Raw genomic sequence first — 17,296 nt, forward strand, 5'->3', positions numbered from 1 at the left:
CGCGCGGCGAGCAGCCGATAAACCAGGCCCTGTTTCTTCCCGTTAAAAGTGCAAGTACGTATGATAAAAATCAAAAAAGGATTGGACATTCCCCTTTCGGGCAGTCCCAAACAAGACATACATGATGGCCCGTCCATCAAACACGTTGCTGTACTAGGCGAAGAGTACGTCGGTATGCGTCCTACAATGCTGGTAGAGGTTGGGGACCGTGTGAAAAAAGGTCAGGCTCTTTTTGAAGACAAAAAGAATCCAGGCGTATTTTTCACGGCGTCTGTTGCCGGTACAGTCAAAGAAATCAACCGCGGTGCTAAGCGTGTGTTGCAGTCTGTTGTTATTGAAGCTGAAGGTGACGAGTCCGTCGCTTTTGATTCCTTCACCGCTGCAGAACTTGCTACGTTAACTGTTGAACAAGTGAAGAAGAACTTAACAGGTTCAGGTTTGTGGACTGCTTTACGCACCAGACCATTCAGCACTTCGCCAGCGGTTGACAGCACACCTAGAGCTATTTTCGTCACGGCTATGGACACTAATCCATTGGCTGCTGATCCGACTGTAGTAATAGCACAACGCAGTGCAGACTTCAGCAATGGTTTAACAGTGTTATCCCGTTTGTCTGACAAAGTTTATCTGTGTAAAAAAGCGGGTAGCAATGTCCCTTCAGTTCCTGCTGTGCAGGTTGAAGAGTTTGACGGTCCGCACCCGGCTGGTTTACCTGGCACTCATATCCATTTCCTCGACCCTGTCGGCATCAAAAAAGTGGTGTGGCATATCAACTATCAGGACGTGATTGCGATCGGCGCACTCTTCACTTCAGGTCAACTGAATTCAGAGCGTGTGATCTCTTTAGCCGGTCCTGTAGTGAAAAATCCACGTTTAGTGAAAACAGTCTTAGGTGCTTCTATTGCTGAGCTGACTGCAGGTGAGCTGCAAGATGGTCAGAACCGTATCATTTCTGGTTCTGTATTATCAGGCGCTGCTGCCGGTGGTGTGCATGGTTACCTTGGACGTTTCCACAACCAGGTGTCTGTGCTGGCAGAAGGGTATGACAAAGAGTTTTTAGGCTGGGCTATGCCTGGTGCTGACAAGTTCTCTGTGACCCGTGCTTACTTGGCTCACTTAAATCCTAAACGCCTGTTTAATATGACCACCACCACCAATGGTTCGTCACGTGCCATGGTACCAATAGGTAACTATGAACGTGTGATGCCGTTGGATATTCTGCCAACTCTGTTATTACGTGACCTGTTGGTTGGTGATACAGATGGCGCGGTCTCTTTAGGTTGTTTAGAGCTGGATGAAGAAGATTTGGCGTTATCTACCTTTGTTTGCCCTGGTAAATATGACTACGGCATAGCATTGCGTGATTGCCTGACGACTATCCAGAAGGAAGGCTAAAAATGGGTTTAAAGCATTTTTTAGAAAGTATTGAGCCGCAGTTCGAGAAAGGCGGAAAATACGAAAAGTGGTATGCTTTATATGAAGCTGCTGCAACTATTTTCTATACCCCTGGTCTGGTGACCAAAGCGGGTACTCATGTTCGTGACAGTATCGATCTGAAACGTATCATGATTTTTGTCTGGTTAATGTTATTCCCTGCGTTGTTTTTTGGTATGTTCAATATCGGTCATCAGGCGGTTATCGCGCTGCAGGCTGGTTTTGGTATGCCTGAGACCTGGCAAGTCGGCTTATTCCAGTTACTGGGTGGTGAACTCAGCGCTGAATCGGGTTGGGGCAGCAAAATGTGGTACGGCGCCGTTTGGTTCCTGCCTATATATGCCACTGTATTCGTTGTAGGTGGTTTCTGGGAAGTGTTGTTTGCTTCCGTGCGTAAGCATGAAATCAACGAAGGTTTCTTCGTTACTTCTATTCTATTCGCCTTAATTCTTCCTGCTTCTATTCCTCTGTGGCAAGCCGCTTTAGGTATTACCTTTGGTGTGGTTGTGGCAAAAGAAGTCTTTGGTGGTACAGGCCGTAACTTCTTAAACCCTGCGTTAGCTGGTCGTGCTTTCCTGTTCTTTGCTTACCCGGCACAGATTTCAGGTGACAAAGTATGGACAGTAGCTGATGGTTTCTCTGGTGCTACCTGGTTGTCTAAAGCCGTCAATGGTGAAGTATCTGACTGGTCAATCAATGCTCAGTGGTGGGATGCGTTTTACGGTTTTATTCCAGGCTCAGTAGGTGAAACGTCCTTCTTAGCTCTGATGATCGGTGGTTTAGCCTTAATTTACTTCCGCATTGCCTCATGGCGTATTGTGGCTGGTGTTATGGTCGGTACTGTTGTTTTTGCCACTATGTTCAACATGATTGGTTCAGAAACAAATGCTATGTTTGCTATGCCTTGGTACTGGCATATTGTGTTAGGCGGCTTCGCTATTGGTATGTTCTTTATGGCAACAGACCCGGTATCGGCCTCTTTCACAAATCAAGGTAAATGGGCTTACGGTATCCTGATTGGTTTTATGGTGGTGATGATCCGTGTGGTAAACCCGGCTTACCCTGAAGGTATGATGTTGGCTATATTGTTTGCTAACTTATTTGCTCCGCTGTTTGATTACATGGTGGCCCAGTCGAATATCAAACGGAGGCTTGCTCGTAATGTTTAGTAATAACGATAGTATCGGCAAAACCTTTTTTGTGGTTATTGCTTTATGTCTGGTTTGTGCAATTTTGGTAGCAACAGCTGCTGTGCAGTTGCGTCCAAAACAGGTTGAAAACAAACTGTTAGATTCTCAGAAAAACGTTCTGGCAGTGACGGGTTTGTTATCTGGTGGCGACATCAAAGAACTTTACGCTAAGCATATTCAGGAGCGTTTAGTGGATCTGAATACCGGCGAGTTCGTTGATATGGCTCCGGAAAGCTATGACTACCGCAGAGCGATGAAAGCGCCTGAAACCAGCATCAAGTTGGAAGGTGCGGACGACAAGGCTTCGATTAAGAGCCGTGCCAATATTGCTCCTGTTTACTTCGCCTATAACGACGGCGTTGAATCTGGCAAGTTATCAGCCATAGTTCTACCAGTCCATGGTTATGGTTTATGGTCGACTATGCACGCCTTTTTAGCTTTGGATAACGATGGCAATACCATTAAAGGTATTAACTACTATGAACAAGGCGAAACCGCTGGTTTAGGTGGTGAAGTACAAAACCCTAAATGGACTGCTCAATTTGTTGGCAAGAAGTTGTTGGACGAGTCTGGTGCTCCGGCTATCAAAGTGATGAAGCCAGGTAATGCAAATCCTACTTCAGCCTATGAAGTAGATGGTTTGTCTGGCGCCACTTTAACCAGTAAGGGTGTACAGAATACTTTCGATTTTTGGGCTGGCGCCAAAGGTTTCGCACCTTTCCTGACCAAAGTTCGCGATGGAGCATTAAACAATGGCTAGTGCAAAAGAAATTAAAAGCCTCGTCTTCGGACCTGTCTTTGCAAATAACCCTATCGCATTACAAGTATTAGGTATTTGTTCTGCGTTGGCTGTAACCACTAAGCTGGATAAAGCTTTAGTTATGGGTATAGCGCTGACTTTGGTAACGGCCTTCTCGAGCATGTTTATCTCGATGATCCGTAACCATATTCCATCCAGCGTTCGTATCATAGTACAGATGACCATTATCGCTTCACTGGTAATAGTGGTGGATCAGGTGCTGAAAGCTTTTGCTTACAACGTAGCCAAAGAGCTGTCGGTATTTGTTGGTTTGATTATCACCAACTGTATCGTAATGGGTCGTGCTGAAGCTTATGCCATGAAAAGCCCACCATTAATGAGCTTTTTAGACGGTATTGGTAACGGTTTAGGCTACACAGTGTTGTTGCTGATCGTTGCGTTTATCCGTGAACTCTTTGGTTCTGGTACTTTATTTGGTGTTGAAATACTCCCATTAGTCAGCGCCGGTGGCTGGTATCAGCCTATGGGTATGATGTTGATTGCACCAAGTGCGTTTATCATCATCGGCTTGTTGATCTGGATACTGCGTACCTTCCGTCCAGAGCAAGTTGAGAAGGCATAAGGGGCTATCAATGGAACACTACATTAGTTTATTTGTTCGTGCAGTCTTTATCGAGAACCTGGCGTTAGCCTTTTTCCTCGGTATGTGTACTTTTATCGCAGTGTCAAAACAAGTCAAAACGGCATTCAGCTTAGGCATAGCTGTAACTTTCGTTTTAGCTTTGTCTGTGCCTGTAAATAACCTGGTTTATCACAACCTGTTGGCTCCTGGTGCTTTAGCGTGGGCTGGTTTTCCTGGCACAGATTTAAGTTTCCTGGGCTTTATCACTTATATCGGTGTGATCGCAGCCTTAGTACAAATCGTAGAGATGTTCTTAGACAAGTACGTACCTGCTTTGTACAACGCTTTAGGTATTTTCTTACCTTTGATCACAGTAAACTGCGCAATTTTTGGTGCTGTAGCCTTTATGGTTGAGCGCGATTATAACTTCGGTGAAAGCGTAGTCTTTGGTTTAGGTAGTGGTATTGGCTGGACTCTGGCTATCACGTTAATGGCCGCCGTCAGTGAAAAACTGAAATATGCCGACATGCCAGCTGGCGTGCGTGGTTTAGGTTCACGTTTTATCATGGTTGGTTTAATGGGCTTGGGCTTTATGTCCTTCTCAGGCGTTTCACTGTAAGCAATTGCTGTAAAAGGAAAGAACAATGCAAGAGATATATCTTGGCGTTGGAATGTTCACCCTGCTGGTTCTGGCTTTAGTTGTTATGATTTTAGCTGCTAAGGCCAAACTGGTGTCTTCAGGTGACATTACCATTGGAGTGAATGGCGACCCTAAGTTAGCCATTCAAACAAAAGCCGGCGGCAAATTACTTGGCGCTTTAGCTGATAAAGGTATTTTCCTGTCGTCAGCTTGTGGTGGCGGTGGTTCTTGTGGTCAGTGCCGTGTTCATGTTCATGCAGGTGGCGGCGACGTTTTACCTGTGGAAATGGGCCATCTGACTAAAGGTGATCGTCGCGAAGGTTGTCGTTTAGCTTGTCAGGTTAGTGTGAAAACTGACATGGAAATCGAAGTTGAACCGGAAATCTTTGGTATTAAAAAGTGGGAATGTACTGTTATCTCTAACGATAACAAAGCAACCTTTATCAAAGAATTGAAGCTGGCTATTCCTGATGGCGAATCAGTACCTTTCCGTGCTGGTGGTTACATTCAGATTGAAGCTCCGGCTCACCATGTGAAGTACGCTGACTTTGATATTCCAGCTGAATATCGTGGTGACTGGGAACGCTTTAAGTTCTTCACTCTGGAATCCAAAGTAGACGAAGAAACTATTCGTGCTTACTCTATGGCGAACTATCCGGAAGAAGAAGGCATTATCATGTTAAACGTGCGGATTGCTTCGCCTCCGCCAAATAACCTGAGCTTACCTTGCGGTAAAATGTCTTCGTACATCTGGAGCTTAAAAGCCGGTGATAAAGTGACTATTTCTGGTCCATTCGGTGAGTTCTTCGCGAAAGACACTGAAGCAGAAATGGTATTCGTAGGTGGTGGTGCTGGTATGGCCCCAATGCGTTCACACATTTTTGACCAGTTACGCCGTCTGAAATCCAAACGTAAGATGAGCTTCTGGTACGGTGCCCGTTCTAAGCGTGAAATGTTTTATGTTGAAGATTTCGACATGCTGCAAGCTGAAAACGAAAACTTTAAGTGGCACGTGGCCTTATCTGATCCACAGCCGGAAGATAACTGGACTGGTTACACAGGTTTTATTCACAACGTGTTGTTTGAAAATTACCTGAAAAACCACAAAGCTCCGGAAGACTGTGAGTTTTATATGTGTGGTCCACCGATGATGAACAAAGCGGTGATCAACATGCTGAAAGACTTAGGTGTAGAAGACGACAACATTCTGTTGGATGACTTCGGCGGTTAAGCTAAAGCAAATTAAAAAATGGGGTCCCTTGGGACCCCATTTTTATTCGCAGCCATCCTTGGCGCTCACCCTTCGTGCCAATGCTTCGCATTGTTAAAAATTGGTCCTGACAATTTTTTATTTGTCTGAATCACGTTTTTGCGTAGGGATAGTGGCTGAAACTTGTTACAATAGCGCCCTGTAACGGGCAAGCAGGCAGACTGGTTGTTCAACGCTTCTAAGTTTGATGAGGTGGCTATGGAAGTTTTTATTTTTACTTTTATCATCCTGATAGTTGTAGTTGCTGCTATGGCTATAGGCTACATGGTGCAACGTAAAACCATAGCCGGCAGCTGTGGTGGCTTGGGTGCTTTAGGCATCGAAAAGGCCTGTGACTGCGATACCCCTTGTGAGAAACGTCAGCAACGTATGAAAAAAGAGCAGGAATGGCAGCAGAATAAAATTATCTGATACTGCGTATTTTTGTTTTATCAACGCCCGTCAAGCCAGCTCTCGCTGGCTTGTCAGTTTTTAGCTACAGGGTATAAATCTCGCATCCTTTTGTTCTATTGCCTCAAAGCGCCGCGTACTTAATAATGCAGCTCATTATTTTTTTGAGGCCACATTCATGTCTTATCCGGTTGCTATCGCTGTATCTTCTGTTCAGGCTGCTCTGAATGACTCTCAATGGGATGCTCTGATTATTATTGCGTCCGATTTTACTGCTGTGACTGAATTACAGTCTGAAATTAATGCTGCTGCGGCTATAGATAGCCGTATCGGCAAAGAAACTGTGTTGTTGTTATCTGCAAAAGCGCCGGGCCAACGTTTAGTGCTTTCACCTACTGGCCCACTGGACAGAGATTACGATGATGTCCGCAGTTTTTATGATGCCGCCAAACAAGGTATCAGTCAGGCCAAAGCCGCTGGTGCTAAATCTCCGGCTTTGTATGTGATTGCACCGGATCCAGATGCTTATCAATATGCAGCAGAAGTAGCGTATTTAGGTGCCTGTCAGGCCTTGTGGCAGCCGTTGGAAGGCCGTGAAGCCCGTGGTGAAGCAGTGATTGAACCTGTCACTCAAATTGGCGTAATCGGTGTAACAGAATATCAGGCCCGTTATATGGACGCCGTTGAGGCAGGGAAACGTGTTGCCCGTGATTTATGCGGCACTGAACCTGAGCGTATGGCGCCACGTCGCTTCGCTGATTATTGTGTTGAAACTTTTGCCGGTACTGATGTACAGGTATCGGTAGAAACTAAAGTCGATACGCTGCAAAAAGATTATCCCCTACTGATGGCTGTAGCACGCAGCTCTTTGCAGGTTGAACGTCATAAACCTGCTGTGATCCGTCTTGAGTATCAGGGCGAAGGTGATATTGAACAAACTCTGTTATTTGCCGGTAAAGGCCTGGTGTATGACACTGGTGGTGCAGACTTAAAAATCGGCGGCGGCATGGCAGGTATGAGTCGTGATAAAGGCGGTGCGGCGGCTGTGGCTGGTTTTATCAAAACTGTAGCCTTGTTAAAAACCAAAGGCATTCGCATCATCGCGGAAATTGGCGCTGTGCGTAACAGCATAGGTTCTGACGCTTTTGTGCCGGATGAAATTATTACCAGCCATGCGGGAGTACGGGTACGTATTGGTAATACGGATGCTGAAGGTCGTCTGGTATTAGCGGACTTATTATCGCATTTACGCGAAGATGCCAAAACTGCGGTCAATCCTACCTTATATTCTATTGCAACTTTAACAGGTCATGCGGCCCGTGCAGTTGGGCCATACAGTGCTCTGGTTGAAAACGGTGCTGCCCGCCGTATGGGTTTATCTGCCGATCTGGCTATGGTGGGGGATTTATGGGCGGACCCGAGCGAAATCTCCCGTAGCCGCCGTGAAGACTTTAGCTTTATTAAAGGTCGCAGTTCAGCCGATGATTTATTAAGTTGTAACAACGCGCCTTCTTCAGTGACGCCACGTGGCCATCAGTTCCCTATGGCGTTTTTAGTCGCAGCTGCAGGTTTGGATCAACACGCATTAAACACTGAACAACCGCTGCCTTATTGCCACATCGACATTGCCGGCAGTGGGGTAGACGGCGGCGACTGGCAACATGGTAAGCCTTCGGCTTCACCTGTCGCAGCTTTGGCCGCTCATTATTGTTTATAGGCAAGAATTTACTTGGCTGTTGAAAGACCCGGGGCTATGCTTCGGGTTTTTGCATTTCTGCATCTGACAAACGGATCTGAGCTGATGAAATTTATAGATCGTTATTTTGAGTTGACGGCGCGCCAGAGCAGCATTAAAAAAGAGCTGATCGCTGGCCTTACTACCTTTATGGCGATGAGTTATATCCTGTTTGTGAACCCCAGTATGCTGGCACAAACCGGTATGGATCATGGGGCTGTTTTTGTCGCAACTTGTCTGGCGGCAGCTTTTGGCTCTATTGCTATGGGTATGCTGGCTAATTTACCCGTAGCTTTAGCTCCAGGTATGGGGCTGAACGCATTTTTTACTTATGTGATAGTGCTGGAACAGGGCCATAGCTGGCAGACTGCATTAGCTGCAGTATTTTGCTCCGGTGTTTTGTTTTTACTGCTGAGTATCTTCAAAATTCGGGAATGGATTATTCAGAGTATCCCCTTCGCGTTAAAGATGGGGATAGCTGCAGGTATCGGGATGTTTTTGGCGCTGATTGCATTAAAAACTGCCAATATCATAGTGGCCAGCCCTGCGACGCTGGTGACGCTGGGCGATTTGCATGACCCTAAAGTGCTGTTGGCCATAGCTGGTTTTTTCCTGATTTTTGCACTGGCGCATCGCAAACAACATGCGGCCGTATTTATCAGTATTTTAGTGATCACTGCTATCGCTTGGTGGCGCGGTGACACCAGCTTTACTGGTGTTGTGGCTATGCCTCCTTCTTTAGCTGCTACTTTTTTACAGCTGGATTTTGCCTCTGTGCTGCAATGGGCCATGGTGCCAGTGATTTTAAGCTTATTGTTTTTAGATTTATTTGATACCTCTGGCACTCTCGTCGCTGTTAGCCAAAGAGCGGGTTTGTTAAAACCCAATGGTGAAATCCCCCGTTTAAGAGGCGCTTTATTGGCTGACAGTTCGGCTACTATTGCTGGTGCTTTAGTGGGCACGTCCACTACCACCAGTTATGTTGAAAGCACGGCCGGAGTTGCTGCAGGTGGTCGCACAGGTTTAACTGCGGTAGTAGTAGGGTTGGCCTTTTTAGCTGCACTTTGGTTATCTCCGCTGGCGGCAATGGTGCCTGCTTATGCCACAGCAGGAGCCTTGCTTTATGTGGCGACTTTAATGCTAAGTAGCTTGCAGCATGTAGAGTGGAACGATTTGATCGAATCCGTGCCAGTAGTCGTAGTTTTGGTGATGATGCCGCTGACGTTTTCTATCGCTGATGGCATAGGCATGGGATTTATTACCTATGCGGTGCTTTGTCTGGTGACTGGTCGTTTGGCCAAAACGACTTTAAGCGTCTGGGTATTAACCGCAGTTTTTACTGCTAAATTTTTCTTTGCATAAGGGAAGGTATGAAGAAAGTTACAGTTTTATTGGCATTGATGTTATCCACTGCTGTAGTTGCAGAGGATAAAGTGCAGGTCACAAGCACTGAATTAGCACCGCATTTATATATGATTAAAGGGGCGGGCGGTAATATGGCCGCTGTAGTGGGGCCGGAAGGTGCGCTGGTGGTGGATTCGCAGTACGAACACATGGCACCACAAATCAAGGCTGAGCTTGAACGCAAACAAGCAGGTATGCAGATTAAAACCTTGGTCAACACCCATTTTCATGGTGATCACGTTAATGGTAATGCGGCTTTAGCTTCAGGCGCTCAGATTATTGCACACACTAATGTGCTGACCCGGTTAAAAGCTGACGCAAAATTCCCAGCGGCAGGTTTACCAACAGAGACTTTTGTCGGTGAAAAAACGCTTAGCGTTAATGGGATAAATTTAAAACTGGTGACTATGCCCGTCAGCCATACGGATGGCGATTTGGTCGTTTGGTTCAAAGATGCCAATGTGTTGCATACAGGGGATTTATTCTTTGCGGACCGTTTCCCTTTTATTGACCTAAAGAGTGGAGGTTCAGTGACGGGCTATATAAGCAACGTCAAACTGCTGCTCAGTCAAATCGACGATAAAACCAAGTTAATCCCTGGTCATGGTGATTTAATGGATAGAGCGGGGTTACAGCGCTTTTTAAGCATGATGGAGCAGACTCTCGCCGAAGTGAGTGCGCTGAAAGCCGCTGGCAAAACTGAAGAGCAAATAGTAGCTCAAGGATTGTCAGCGCAATGGAAAAGCTGGAGCTGGAACTTTATTACCGAAGAGCGTTGGATCCGTACGCTATTTAAAGCTTAGTCTTGTAGTTCGAAGGCGCTCTGGTTATGCTTTGGCATCGCACAGGGCGCTTTTAGGGTATAAATCAGGATCTTCATGAGGTTACGTGAAACTTTAGTAGTCTACATGCTGCCTATTCTGGTTCTGCCTTTGTTATGTCTGGGGTATTTGTCCTATCATTTCAGCGCGCGCTATTACGAACAGCAGCTGTTTTTGCAAATCAAAAATGAGCTGGTACAAACGCAACAAAATATTCGTTTGAAATTATCTTCTTATCAGCAAAGTTTGCTGGTCTTATCAAGCCAACGTCTGGTTGAGCGTTTTATTTCCGGTGAGCCTGGAGTGGACGCTGATTTAATTACAGAATTTGAACGTTATCGCAGTCGGGAACCTGACATCAGCGCCATTAAGTTTATTCGCTTAAATGGCGATTACCAGCTCACTATACCTGAACAAAAAAATGCGGCTGAAACCAGCAGATTTCGAAACCAGTATTTTTCAGCTTTGCAGTCGATGATGGATGACAAAGGCTTTTTTCTATCCAGTGAGCAAGGTTCAAATCAACTTAATCTTTATGTTGCGCAGAAAGTCTATCTGTCGGGGCAGTCATCCGGTGATTTCAAGCGACTTTGGGGTTATGTGGTTCTGGTGATCAAACCCGAATTATTCCAACGTGGTATCAGCCAGTTAAGTGGTGAACTGCGAGCGCCTTTAGTCGTCAGTCAAGCTGCAACAATAGCCTTCGCTGAAAATGCCTTATTGATGGGGAGCGCATTTTCACCTGTGAGTTTTACTGAAATTCAAGCCAGTGTTGATCAGCACGAGTTTGTTCCAAGCTTGTTATTGGGGCAGCCTATGCTGGTGACGGGCGTGTCATTGGCTGGCCCCTATCAGTTGGTCATTGGGGTGCAACCCGCATTGCTGGATAAAAGTATGGCGTATAAGCCATCATTAATTGCATTGTTTTGTATTTTGTTCTGTATAGGTTTACCTGTGCTGATTTATTGGGTGCTGGCCCGATTTGTGTTAACGCCCATTCGGGAGCTCACAGTCGCCAAAACTGCAGTGGGGCGTGGAGACCTATCTACAGTATTAACCGTCAGAAAGCAGGACGAGTTAGGCGATATGTTTGCGGCTTTTAATGTAATGGTTCGCCAGCTGAGAGTGTACCGTGAGCGCGAGCGGGCTTATCAGTTGCAGTTGGAAGACAAAGTTGCAGTCAGAACTCAGGATTTAGCCAATGCCAATCAGCAGCTGGAGTATGCCAATCAGCAGTTGATTTTAGCCCGGGAAGTGGCAGAGCAAGCCAACCGGCTAAAAAGCGTATTTCTGGCCAATATGAGTCACGAAATACGCACCCCGCTAACCGCTATTATTGGTTTCAGCGAACAGGCTATCCAGGAAAATGATCCGCACCGCCAGCTTGATTATTTGCGCAGAGTGCTGCGCAGCGGTGATCATTTATTGGCTTTGATTAACGATATTCTCGATTTATCAAAAATTGAAGCGGATAAATTGGAACTACTGACCGAGCAAGTGAATTTATTGGCTATAGTGGATGATATTTACCAGCTAACCCGGCAGCAGGCAGAACAAAAAGGCCTGCAATGTTTGTTGGAATTACACTATCCTTTACCGCAATTTATCTATACAGACACCTTGCGTTTCCGACAGGTGCTACTGAATCTGAGTTCAAATGCTGTCAAGTTTACCCAAAAAGGCAAGGTAGTGATTCATGTTTCCTACCAAACACCGGAAGAAGTGCTGAGGATCAAAATCAAGGATACCGGTATAGGTATTACAGCAGCGGAGTTAGGCAAACTGTTTCAACCTTTTGTTCAGGCTGATGCCGCAGTCACCCGCAATTTTGGTGGTTCAGGACTTGGCCTTTGTATTTCGAAAAAGCTGATGGAACAGATGCAGGGCGATATTCAGGTGGATAGTGTCAAAGGCATCGGCAGTTGCTTTGAAATTGTGATGAATTGCGAGCATCAGCATATTAGTCTGGTGAACAGTTATCAGCGTTCTGTGCAGGAAGTTCTGACCGTGGAAGTCCCCACAGATTATCACCAGCTTAAATTATTGGTGGCTGAGGATAATCCTGACAACCAGTTGCTTATTCAGGTATTGCTGCAAAAACTGGGTATTCAGGCTGTGATTGTGGAAAATGGTCACAAAGCAGTTGAGCGGGTATTACTGGAGAGTTTTGATCTGGTATTGATGGATATGCAAATGCCGGAAATGGGGGGGGAAGAAGCAACAGCTTTGATCCGGCATGCCGGCATGGACTTACCTATTGTTGCTTTAACTGCCAACGTGATGAGTGAAGATCAAAGCCGTTATCTGAAAGCAGGCTGCCAGGCTGTTTTATCCAAACCTATAGTACAAAAAGACTTCTTAGCTGTGATACAAAAATTCTGTCAAACCAGTAAAACGCTGGATGAACAACTGGCTGCTCAATTAGCATCCGATCCTGTCATTTTGCAGCTCAAACAAGACTTTAGACAAGGGTTACCAGCCTTGCTTGATGATTTTCAACTTTGGTTAGCGACAGCAAATTGGCATCGCTTGCAGTATGAGGCGCACAGCGTAAAGGGCAGCGCAGGCAGCATGGGCTATCCAGAGTTAACCGAATTGATGTCGAGGCTGGAGTTGGCAGCTCAAGAAGCTGATTTAGATCTGGCTACATGCCTGGTCGATGAATTTGTCGCTTTAGTGGCGGCAGATCAAGGTACGGAACAGGAGATTACGAGTGAACAATAATGTGTTTGAACTGGCGCCTGAGCTTGAGCGGGATAGCTTGTGGTTAGCCGACTGGCCGCTGTGTCAGTTGCGTGTGCAAAATGATGCAAACTATCCTTGGTTTATTCTCGTTCCCCGCCGTGCTGCTATGGTTGAAATTATTGATTTAACGCAAGATGAGCAGGGACAATTGTGGCGGGAAAGCGCTTTTTTATCTGAATTTTTGAAATCAGAGTTTAATGCCAAAAAACTGAACGTGGCTGCCCTTGGGAATATGGTTCCGCAATTGCACGTGCATCATATAGTGCGTTATGAAAACGATATCGCCTGGCCCGCTCCGGTATGGGGGAAGGCGCCGGCAAAAGTGTATAGCGAAGCCGCCTTATTGCAGTTAAAACATAAGCTGTCGTTATTAACCGTACCTGCATGACTGTTCAGGCCTAAACTTGTAGCATGAGTGCTTTTTTGTGACGCTTTTGAGTTAGTATTAGGCGCTGATTGTCTGAAATTTATTGTTGTAAGGAACTTTGTTATGTCGGCTGAAAATGCCTTATTAACCATATTGGTTGAAAAGATCCGCACAGATATGCTGGTTTTACCAACATTACCTGAAATGGCTATTCGGGTGCGCAAAACAGCAGATGACCCGGACAGTAACCTGCTCATGATGACAGATGTCATAGCTCAGGATCCTGCTTTGGCTGCCCGCATGATTAAGGTCGCCAACAGTGCTTTTATGGGACGTTCAATTAAGGTGAATTCACTGAATCAGGCCATCACCCGTATAGGTTTAAGTCAGATAAAAAATATTGCTACAGCTATGGCGATGGAGCAGCTTTTTGTTTCACAACATGAGCAAATCAAAGAAAGAATGGCTTTGGTATGGCGCGACAGCGTTAACATTACCAGTATAGCGCTGGCCTGTTTGAAGCTGTATATAGCAGATAATAAGCACTGCAATCTTAATCTGGATGTGATGACGCTGGCTGGTTTAATGCATTTAATTGGTGCCCTTCCTATTTTAACTGAAGCTGAGCGCTATCAGACTGTGTTTGGTGATCCGGAGTTTTTAGAAAACGCCATCAGTACTTTATCTGGTCAGATAGGTTCCAGCATTATGCGGGCATGGGATTTTTCGGATACTTATGTGCAGATAGTGCTGAACTGGAATAGTCCTTCTTATCAGCCTGAACAGGTGAGTTATATTGACTTTATCCGCTTGGGAGCGCTGGTGCAGAGTCCACTGGAAGGAGCAGCTCGTTTGCAGGCCTTTCAACCTTATATCGATCGTAATATAGTGCCGGACGCGAACTTTATGGATATTGCTGAAGTACGTCTGATTTCTCAGGAAGTAAGAGCTCTATTCAGTTAACTCACTTTGACCGAATCAAGCCCTGCAGCACTGCAGGGCTTTTTAGTTTTTGGTTTTTACTGCACGGCGATATTAGCTTTTAGTGGCAACAGAGCATGACGTAATGCGTCTGTCATCAGCAATAAATCAGCATCTAACCGACCTATCACATCATCCCAGCCCATTTCTTCATTTGAACCCGACAACAAGTCATGGAATTTCAGCCTTTTGATACTGCCATCTTCGCAAATTAAAAAGGTCACTTTTTCATCCTGCTCTAAGGCCAGCTTAGTCACCAGTTTATCCTGTAAATGGCTTTGCACTTCATCGGCACTTAACAAGTGGTTGATAAAGCGCACTTTAGCACCTTCTTCATCCGGAGCTTTTAATTCAGCTTCAGCCCCTAACTGAAAACCTTCCGGTAACTCTTTACCTTGTAACCAGAAATGCAGCTGTTGATTTAACTGGTGGTTGTCCAACAGCGGCATCGCAGGTAAGGAGCCAAAAGCTTTACGCAGCAAAGCCAGTAATTCTTCTGCTCTGCTGGCGCTGCTGGTATCCACTAATAACCAGCCTTGTTGTTTGTCATACAAGGCGGTAGTGACGCTGGATTTACTGAAAGCACGTGGAAGCAAAGTCTGGATCAGTTCTTCTTTTAACGCCTGCTTTTCTTTGCGGCTTAAAGGACGGCCTTTTTCCTGTTCCATCGCGTCAATTTTAGGTGCCAGTTCTTCATTGACCACAGAACCCGGCAGCACTTTTTCCTGACGTTTCACCGCAAACAACATCACGTCATTGGTCTGGTGGCAATATTGCTTCAGGCTTGGATGTAAGGGGCTGGTGAAGCCCATTTTAATGGCTTCCTGCGAGGTGCAAGGGGTGAATTTGAATGCAGCTAAGGCCTGCTCTAATTGATCCTGGTCGGTGTTTAAGTTTTCGGTGACCTGATATAAACGTAAATTTTTAAACCACATAAGTAAGTACTCTTGGGATGAGAAATGCGGCTTAGTATACAGAGTTCAACTGCAGGATTTAGAGTTTTTCAGCGGAAAAAACCAAAGTGCAGATCACTGCACTTTGGTTGTTTAGATTCAGGAATTACGTTTTAAGTTTTTCGGGAAACGAATATGGTAACTCAGGCCATGGCCTGGTTCGCTACTGACCTGAATTGAACCACCCAGCGTTTGACGTACCAGATTATAGGTAATATGAGTACCTAAACCGCTGCCGCCCTGATCACGTTTTGTGGTGAAAAACGGATGAAACAGCTTTTCCAGTTGTTCTTGCGTCAAGCCGCGGCCATTGTCGGAATAAGTAATATCAACCATCTGACCTTCGTCCAGCACTGTGATGCGGATATAACCTTCTTCCAGCTCTTCAAAACCATGAATAAGAGAATTCATTAGAAGGTTGGTAAAAATCTGTGAAATAGCACCGGCAGGGCAACTCAGCATCAGACTTTCCGGACAATTCACATCAATATGATGGCGGGTCTTTTTAAAGTTTGGCTGCAAAGAGCGGATCACTTCGTGCAGATATTCGGCCAAATTAATAGTACGAATTGCATCACTGGTCTGATCGACGGCAATTTGTTTAAAGCTGGCAATCAGCTCTGAAGCCCGAGTCAGGTTGGACTGCAGCAGTGAAGTACTTTGTTTGGCTTCTTCAATAAAATGCTCCAGCACTTTGGGAGACAAGGTTTTGTCTTTGTAAGCCAGGTCCAGCGCTGCCAGCTTCTCTGCTAAAAAGCTGGTTGCCGTGACGCCAATACCTACCGGAGTATTCACTTCATGGGTAATACCAGCGACAAAACCACCTAAAGCAGCCATTTTTTCTGACTGCACTAATCGGTCCTGTGCCTGCTTTAAATCATCGACGGTTTTTTCCAGCTCACTCTGTTTGCCACGTAATGCTTCTTCACTGTGGCGGCGGCGTTCTATTTCTTCACGCAAGGCTTGTTGTTTCACTTCCAGTTCTTGTTTTTGCTGTTGTAAATCCATCATGGCCTGACTTAGGCCTGAAGTTTTACGCGCTACTTCCTGTTCCAGTAATAAGTTGTGCTGATCGAGTTTTTCATTCGAATGCAGCAGCTGCTTCTGGGTGCTTTCCAGCTGAACTTTGTAATCCTGTACACGAGCGATCAGGCGGTTAAAAGCATCGGCCATGACACTCAACTCATTGGCTTCATCGTGGCGAACTTCAACTTTAGTGCCTTCCAGATGATCAAGCTCCAAATCTTCAATTTGTTGCGTTAGTTCACTCAGCGGTAAGGTCAGTTGACTGCGGAAGGCCAGTAAAAACAGGATAATTAAAAAAGTGGTTTTTAATACAGCATTACCAACCAGGAAATAAATACCAATTTTTATCCGGTCCAGCACTACGGCGCGGCTGGAAAACAGCGTGACATCACCGACCTGAGTTGCGCGGCCAGAGAATTCAAAAATGAGCGGGAAAGTGTAACCAAACAAGCCGGAGTTTTGTTCTGTTAGCCGAATGCCTTCTTGTACCAACTGATTGCTGTAACGTTCACTAATATCAATATAACGACCTAATTGTGTAATAACAGCGCCACTATCGTCCCGTACAATAATGCCTTCAATAGCTGGGATAGCCAGCAAACCATCTGCAATGATCAGCGCTTGTTGGGTATTTAACTCCCAAATTGCACGGGTCAGACTGCCGGAAAAGGTTTGCTGTAATGTTGCGAGCTCACCATTGATATGATCTTTGGTGTTGAAGTACTCGGCAACAATCTGGCCTAAAGTCACCACAAAGGTCAGGATAAAATACACTGACAAGACTTTAGTCAGCAGCTTACGCGATAAACTTTTCTGCTGCATGAAACAACCTTGTTTTGTTCGGCTTAATAATGAATCACCCTAAAACACTAACTTATAGAAGATCAGTTTAAATGAAAATACTATATGTAATAAATAACTTAGAGACTAGGCAACAAGAGCTGCTTTAGCAATAAGA

General features: G+C 45.5%; 15 protein-coding genes. 13 read left to right on the plus strand and 2 right to left on the minus strand.

Annotated elements, in window-relative coordinates; translation table 11 throughout:
* Positions 1 to 60 precede the first annotated feature (60 nt).
* The 13 genes from EK374_RS04160 to EK374_RS04220 all read left to right on the plus strand — a co-directional run bounded on the left by EK374_RS04160 (position 61) and on the right by EK374_RS04220 (position 14,341).
* Complete coding sequence (locus EK374_RS04160; protein WP_127020406.1) at positions 61 to 1,395, plus strand: Na(+)-translocating NADH-quinone reductase subunit A; 1,335 nt, start codon at positions 61 to 63, stop codon at positions 1,393 to 1,395.
* Positions 1,396 to 1,397: 2 nt separating this feature from the next.
* Entirely contained in the window at positions 1,398 to 2,603 is a 1,206-nt protein-coding gene (locus EK374_RS04165; RefSeq protein WP_127020408.1) for an NADH:ubiquinone reductase (Na(+)-transporting) subunit B, read from the plus strand.
* Positions 2,596 to 3,384 carry a Na(+)-translocating NADH-quinone reductase subunit C gene (locus EK374_RS04170; protein WP_127020410.1) on the plus strand — a complete coding sequence of 263 codons (789 nt, stop codon included), beginning with the start codon at positions 2,596 to 2,598 and terminating at the stop codon, positions 3,382 to 3,384. The genes EK374_RS04165 and EK374_RS04170 overlap by 8 nt, the downstream gene beginning before the upstream one ends.
* Positions 3,377 to 4,006, plus strand: coding sequence for an NADH:ubiquinone reductase (Na(+)-transporting) subunit D (locus EK374_RS04175; protein ID WP_127020412.1), 630 nt, complete (start codon positions 3,377 to 3,379; stop codon positions 4,004 to 4,006). The genes EK374_RS04170 and EK374_RS04175 overlap by 8 nt, the downstream gene beginning before the upstream one ends.
* Before the next feature lie 10 nt (positions 4,007 to 4,016).
* Entirely contained in the window at positions 4,017 to 4,625 is a 609-nt protein-coding gene (gene nqrE, locus EK374_RS04180; RefSeq protein WP_127020414.1) for an NADH:ubiquinone reductase (Na(+)-transporting) subunit E, read from the plus strand.
* A 25-nt stretch (positions 4,626 to 4,650) separates the two neighbouring features.
* On the plus strand, positions 4,651 to 5,877 hold the full coding sequence (nqrF, locus tag EK374_RS04185) for an NADH:ubiquinone reductase (Na(+)-transporting) subunit F (protein ID WP_127020416.1): 1,227 nt from the start codon (positions 4,651 to 4,653) through the stop codon (positions 5,875 to 5,877).
* 237 nt (positions 5,878 to 6,114) lie between these two features.
* Positions 6,115 to 6,327: a (Na+)-NQR maturation NqrM gene (nqrM, locus tag EK374_RS04190; RefSeq protein ID WP_053425695.1), complete on the plus strand. Its 213-nt coding sequence runs from the start codon at positions 6,115 to 6,117 to the stop codon at positions 6,325 to 6,327.
* A gap of 157 nt (positions 6,328 to 6,484) precedes the next feature.
* Complete coding sequence (locus EK374_RS04195; RefSeq protein WP_127020418.1) at positions 6,485 to 8,023, plus strand: M17 family metallopeptidase; 1,539 nt, start codon at positions 6,485 to 6,487, stop codon at positions 8,021 to 8,023.
* Between the two features lie 84 nt (positions 8,024 to 8,107).
* A complete protein-coding gene (locus tag EK374_RS04200) occupies positions 8,108 to 9,403 on the plus strand; it encodes an NCS2 family permease (RefSeq protein WP_127020420.1) in 1,296 nt (431 codons plus the stop codon).
* Positions 9,404 to 9,411: 8 nt separating this feature from the next.
* Positions 9,412 to 10,248, plus strand: coding sequence for an MBL fold metallo-hydrolase (locus EK374_RS04205; RefSeq protein WP_127020422.1), 837 nt, complete (start codon positions 9,412 to 9,414; stop codon positions 10,246 to 10,248).
* A gap of 75 nt (positions 10,249 to 10,323) precedes the next feature.
* A complete protein-coding gene (locus EK374_RS04210; protein WP_127020424.1) occupies positions 10,324 to 12,990 on the plus strand; it encodes an ATP-binding protein in 2,667 nt (888 codons plus the stop codon).
* On the plus strand, positions 12,980 to 13,399 hold the full coding sequence (locus EK374_RS04215; protein WP_127020426.1) for an HIT domain-containing protein: 420 nt from the start codon (positions 12,980 to 12,982) through the stop codon (positions 13,397 to 13,399). Before EK374_RS04210 ends, EK374_RS04215 begins: the two co-directional genes overlap by 11 nt.
* A gap of 102 nt (positions 13,400 to 13,501) precedes the next feature.
* Complete coding sequence (locus tag EK374_RS04220) at positions 13,502 to 14,341, plus strand: HDOD domain-containing protein (protein ID WP_127020428.1); 840 nt, start codon at positions 13,502 to 13,504, stop codon at positions 14,339 to 14,341.
* Between the two features lie 56 nt (positions 14,342 to 14,397).
* Here EK374_RS04220 and rdgC read toward each other — a convergent pair whose 3' ends face one another.
* Both rdgC and EK374_RS04230 read right to left on the minus strand, forming a co-directional pair.
* On the minus strand, positions 14,398 to 15,294 hold the full coding sequence (rdgC, locus tag EK374_RS04225) for a recombination-associated protein RdgC (RefSeq protein ID WP_127020430.1): 897 nt from the start codon (positions 15,292 to 15,294) through the stop codon (positions 14,398 to 14,400).
* A gap of 117 nt (positions 15,295 to 15,411) precedes the next feature.
* The gene (locus EK374_RS04230; protein ID WP_127020432.1) at positions 15,412 to 17,160 is read right to left on the minus strand and encodes a sensor histidine kinase; all 1,749 of its coding nucleotides are present in this window, start codon (positions 17,158 to 17,160) and stop codon (positions 15,412 to 15,414) included.
* Positions 17,161 to 17,296: the final 136 nt, after the last annotated feature.

Origin of the sequence: Rheinheimera mangrovi, assembly GCF_003990335.1 — a bacterium.
Classification (GTDB): domain Bacteria; phylum Pseudomonadota; class Gammaproteobacteria; order Enterobacterales; family Alteromonadaceae; genus Pararheinheimera; species Pararheinheimera mangrovi.